Annotated in this window: 4 protein-coding genes; 1 reads left to right on the plus strand and 3 read right to left on the minus strand. The window is 66.2% G+C overall.

Going from position 1 to position 5,251, the window contains the following annotated elements:
- On the plus strand, positions 1 to 1,107 hold a 1,107-nt coding region (locus VLE48_03860; GenBank protein ID HSA92123.1), incomplete at its 5' end, for an FAD-binding protein.
- Positions 1,108 to 1,122: 15 nt separating this feature from the next.
- Here the strand turns inward: VLE48_03860 and VLE48_03865 are convergent.
- The 3 genes from VLE48_03865 to VLE48_03875 form a co-directional block, all read right to left on the minus strand.
- Complete coding sequence (locus tag VLE48_03865) at positions 1,123 to 2,085, minus strand: TerC family protein (GenBank protein ID HSA92124.1); 963 nt, start codon at positions 2,083 to 2,085, stop codon at positions 1,123 to 1,125.
- A gap of 48 nt (positions 2,086 to 2,133) precedes the next feature.
- Positions 2,134 to 3,933, minus strand: coding sequence for a sodium:solute symporter family protein (locus VLE48_03870; protein ID HSA92125.1), 1,800 nt, complete (start codon positions 3,931 to 3,933; stop codon positions 2,134 to 2,136).
- An 86-nt stretch (positions 3,934 to 4,019) separates the two neighbouring features.
- On the minus strand, positions 4,020 to 5,251 hold a 1,232-nt coding region (locus tag VLE48_03875), incomplete at its 5' end, for a M20/M25/M40 family metallo-hydrolase (GenBank protein ID HSA92126.1).

The raw sequence follows: 5,251 nt of genomic DNA on the forward strand, positions 1-5,251 counted from the left end.
GGCGTCTCCCTGCTGGGTCCCAAGGGCGAGCTTCATGCGGTGCGGTCCAAGGCGGTGTTGCTCGCCACCGGCGGTCTGGGACAGGTCTATCGCGAGACCACCAACCCCGGCGTCGCCACCGGTGACGGCGTGGCCATGGCCTTCCGCGCCGGCGCCGAGGTCGCCGATATGGAGTTCGTGCAGTTCCATCCCACGGCGCTCTACCTGAAGAAGGCGCCCCGCTTCCTGCTTTCGGAGGCCTTGCGTGGCGAAGGCGCGTACCTGCGCAACGCCGAGACTCTGCGCTTCATGCCCAAGTATCACGAGATGGCAGAATTGGCTCCGCGTGACGTGGTGGCTCGCGCCATCGTCCACGAACTCGAGGTCTGCCGGATGGCCGAGCCGGTGGTCTACCTGGACCTGACGCATCTGGACGCCGGGCACGTGCAGGCCCGCTTCCCCCGCATCTACGCCACCTGCATGAAGTACAACGTGGACATCACCACCGACCTGATTCCCGTCCGCCCGGCCGCGCACTACGCCATGGGCGGCGTGCGCACCGACCTCGATGGTCGTACCAGCCTGCCCGGCCTTTACGCCGCGGGCGAGGCTGCGGGTACCGGCGTCCACGGCGCCAACCGGCTGGCCAGCAACTCACTGCTGGAGGGATTGGTATACGGCGCCCGCGCCGGGATTGCGATGCGGGAGGAACAAGGGAATCCAGGAACTGCCAGGCCCAAGAAGTCGGCCGACTCGGCGAAGTCCGCAGCGGCGAAGACGGTCGCCAAGACCGCCTCGAGTCCCGGCCACCATCCCGCCGAAGCCGAAGGGCTGATCCACAGCGTGCAACTCCTGATGTGGAAGAACGCCGGCATCGTGCGCGACGGACGCCGCCTGCGCGAAGCCGTCGCCGAACTGGAAGAATGGCAGGAGAGCCTGCCGCCACGCACCTCGCGCCGCGCCTGCGAAGCCGTGAACCTCCATCAGGTGGCGACGCTCATCGCCCGCTCCGCTCTGGCCCGCGAGGAGAGCCGCGGTGCCCACTACCGCACGGACTTCCCCCTCCGCAACGACGCCCGGTACCAGAAGCATTCCGTGCTCTCGAAGAGCGGCGTCCGCTTCGAGTAGCGGGTCCGCCCGCACTTACTCTTCCGACGGCTCGACGTGCGGGAACTTGGCCTTCTTGTGCGGCTTCACCAGCGACGCCACGATCGAGATGCCCAGCACCACGGCCACCACCGCCAGCGCCACTCCGGTCGGGATCTTGAAGAATCCGGAGATGATCATCTTCGCCCCGATGAAGATCAGGATGACGCTCAGGCCGTAGTGCAGGTAGTGGAAGATCTCCATCACGCCCGCCAGCGCGAAGTAGATGGAGCGCAGCCCCAGGATGGCGAACACATTCGAGGTGTACACGATGAACGGGTCGTGCGAGATGGCCAGGATCGCCGGGATCGAGTCCACCGCGAACAGCACGTCGGTGCTTTCCACCACCAGCAGCACCAGGAACATGGGCGTGGCGATCCAGATGCCCCGCTTGCGAATGAAGAAGTGCCCGTTGTAGTAGCGCTTGGTAGTGGGATAGAACTTGCGGAACAAGCGTAACAGCGGGTTCTTCTCCGGATGGATCTCCGCCTCTTCCTGGTGGAAGAGCTTGACGCCGCTGTAGATCAGCAGCGCGCCGAAAATGTAAATGATCCAGTGGAACTGCCGGATCAGCGCCACCCCCAGCAGGATGAAGGCGATGCGCATCACCAGCGCCCCGATGATCCCCCAGTACAGCACCTTGTGCTGGTAGAGCCGCGGCACCTTGAAATAGGAGAAGATCAGGAGGAAGACGAACAGGTTGTCGACGCTGAGCGACTCTTCGATCAGGTAACCGGTCACGAACTCCAGCGTCTTCGTCTTGCGCAGTTCCGGTTCCGGCCACCACAGGTAGATGCCGATGGCAAACAGCACCGCCAGGCTGACCCAGAAGGCGCTCCAGGCCAGGGCCTCCTTGAACTCGATGACGTGCGATTTGCGGTGGAAGACCTTGAGGTCCAGGACCAGCATCAGGACCACGAAGGCGTTGAAGGCGATCCAGAACGTGGTGGGCTCGGTCATGCGTAGCCGATTCCGGCTTCGACCGCCATTGTAACGGAGGCCCGCGGCCTACTGGCTGAGCGTCTCCCAGCCCCGGCGCTTCAGGTCCCAAAAAATGAACGCACCCGCGGCTAGGCCCACGAGCAGCAGGCCGGCGGCCCGCATCCAGTCCCCGAACAGGAGACGTCCCACACCGAACAGCGCGGCGTAGACCAGGGCGCAGCCGGCGATCCAGTCGGCCGCGGACCACAGCAGGCTCTGCCGCGACCCTTCGCCTTCCAGCCGCGCGATGGGCCGCCAGCCCGCGCTCGCGGGCCGCACCCGCCGGTAGAAGGCGCGCAGATGGGCTTCCGGTTCCGGCGGCGTGGCCAAGGTAACGCAGATCCACGCCAGCGTAGTGATGCTCACGGTCAGCACCATCAGCCAGGCGAATCCGTGCGCATGGTTGGGATCCAGCGGTCCGACGGGCAACTGCGGATCCCATGCCGCAAGCCGTGCGGCCAGCGGTGTCGCCAGCCGTGACTGCAAGACCAGCGACGAAATTGCTGCCGCCGACATGGCCGCCACTTCCGACCAGGCGTTGATCCGCCACCAGAACCAGCGCAGCATGAAGACCGGCCCCGCGCCCGCGCCCAGGGCAATGAGGAACTTCCAGGCTCCTTCCAGAGACACCATGAAGTAGGTGGCCACGCCCGCCGCCAGAGCCACCAGCACCGAGGCCGCGCGCGACATCCGCACGTAATGCTGCTCTTCCGCGCTCCGCCGCAGGAATCGCCGGTAGAAATCGTTCACCAGGTAGCTGGCGCCCAGGTTGATGTGCGTGCTCACCGTGGACATGTAGGCCGCCGCGAAGCCCGCCAGCAACAACCCGCGCAAACTGGCCGGCAGGTGGTCCACCATGACCTGCACGTACGCTGCCTCGGGATCTTTCGCCTGCGGATAGAGCACCACCGCCGCCAGCGCCGTCAGGATCCACGGCCACGGCCGCAGGGCATAGTGCGCCAGGTTGAACCACAGCGTGGCGGCGAGAGAATGCTTCTCGTCCTTGGCGGAGAAGATGCGCTGGGCGACGTAGCCGCCGCCGCCCGGCTCCGCTCCCGGATACCAGCTCGCCCACCAGTTCACGCTCAAGTAAACGACGAACATCGCGAACCATGCCGACTGCGGCCCGGGCAGGAAGGCTAGCGTGTCCGTGCCCCGAACGGCGTCCAGTTCCGCCACTCGCGCCGCCAGCGATTCCATTCCGCCTACGGCGCGCACGGCGGCCACCGCCAGCGCGATCACCACGAACATGGCCAGCGCGAACTGCACCAGGTCGGTCCACATCACCGCCCACAATCCGCTCACGGTGGTGTAGACCATGGTCAACGCCAGGCAGAACATCACCGCGTGCAGGCGTTCGATCCCCAGGGTGACCTCCAGGATCTTGGCCATGGCCAGGTTCACCCAGCCCAGGATGATGGTGTTCACCGGCAGCGCGAAGTACAGCGCGCGGAAGCCGCGCAGGAAGGCCGCCGGGCGCCCGGCATAGCGCAACTCGGCGAACTCCATGTCGGTGATGACGCCGGCCCGCCGCCACAGGCGGGCGAAGAAGAACACGGTGAGCATCCCGCTGAGCGCCTGTGCCCACCACAGCCAGTTGCCCGCGATCCCGTAGCGGAACACCAGCCCGGTCACCACCAGCGGCGTGTCCGCCGCGAAAGTGGTCGCCACCAGCGACGTCCCCGCCAGCCACCAGGGCGCCTGCCGCCCGCTGACGAAGTAATCCGTTGTGCTGCCGCTGGCCCGCCGGTACCAGTACAGCCCCACGCCCAGGTTCAGCGCGAAGTACCCTACGATCACCGCCCAATCGAGGGCCGAGAGCTGCATGCAGCGAGACTAGAGGTTATTGCCACCTGCGGGAAGACACTTTCCGGATTCGTCGATCCGCGACGCAATCCGAAAGTGCCGAGGGATCATTGCCGACCGCGCCGCTTGGCTTCCCAATCCGCCCACAGGCCGAAGGTCTTCATCTGCTGTTCCAGGCCGCTATCGCGAAGCAATTGCTCGACCTGGGCGCGCGATTGCCGCGAACCAACGCGTTCCTCCGCGTCCGCGATCGCGAACGTCACTCCGGCGGCGATGGCCACGTGCTTCCTCAGGCGCTCGAGGTCCACCTTGTCGAAAGTGTCCGAGCTGGCGTGGTAGTTGATGAGGTAGTTGGCCTCTTTCTGATTGGCTACCAGCGTGGGCACTCCTTCGAGCAGGAAGTCGAAATTGTCCGTGCCGATGAAGGCGTCGGTCGTAAGCGTGGCGACGCCCCAGCCGCGGAAGGGGTCCACCAGGGATCCGACGGCATCGACGATGTCAGTTCTCCCTCCCAGCGAGAACCCCGTCACCTCGCCGATCCCGGTGTCGAAGATGACCACGGCCACGGCGCCATCCAGCTCCGCGCGATGGGCCGCCGCATAGGCTCGCGAACCCAGCAATCCTTGTTCCTCGCCGGAGAAAAGAATGAACCGGATGGAGCGGCGCGGCCGGACGCCCGAGGCCTGGATGGCGCGCAGCGCGTCCACCACCAGCGCCGAGTTGCAGCCGTTATCCAGCGCGCCCGTACCCAGATCCCACGAATCCAGGTGTGCGCCCAGCACGACGTATTCCTCCGGCTTCTCGCGCCCGCGAATCTCCGCGACTACGTTGGCGGTCGTGAACGCTGGCCCCACCTGATTGGGCAACGACACCGCGACTTCCACTCTTTTTCCTGCTTCGAGCAGCCGTGCGATGCGCAAACCGTCTTCGCGCGCCAGTTGCACCATGGGCAGGCGATCGAGCTTGCCGTCGTTGAAGCCGATGTGCCGGTAAAGCAGGTCGTGCTCCCGGGTGGAGATGAAGGCGATACCCGCGGCCCCTCCGCGCACCGCCGCCTCCACGATGGCCGGCGCGCGCAGGTATTCGGCAAACAGGTCGTCCCAGGTGTGCATGGGCGCCGCATGCACGAGCAGGAGCGCGTTGCGGGTGTCGGCGGCCGCAGCCAGCTCCGCCGGGCTTCCCTGTCCCACGTCCACCACCCGCGCGCGCACCACCCCGCGCGTCGGAGGCGACCACGCCATCGAGACCGCCCGTACGCGGAAGGACACCGGCGCCACTACTTCCACTTGTGTCGCGCCTTCCGACCACGCTACCGGCATGCTGAAGTTTTCGGTGTGCA

The organism is Terriglobales bacterium (assembly GCA_035454605.1).
GTDB lineage: Bacteria > Acidobacteriota > Terriglobia > Terriglobales > Acidobacteriaceae > DATMAB01.

Bases quoted from the DNA above. Each gene is read 5' to 3' on its own strand.
- VLE48_03865 (HSA92124.1), bottom strand. From the start codon at position 2,085: ATGACCGAGCCCACCACGTTCTGGATCGCCTTCAACGCCTTCGTGGTC.
- VLE48_03870 (HSA92125.1), bottom strand. From the start codon at position 3,933: ATGCAGCTCTCGGCCCTCGATTGGGCGGTGATCGTAGGGTACTTCGCG.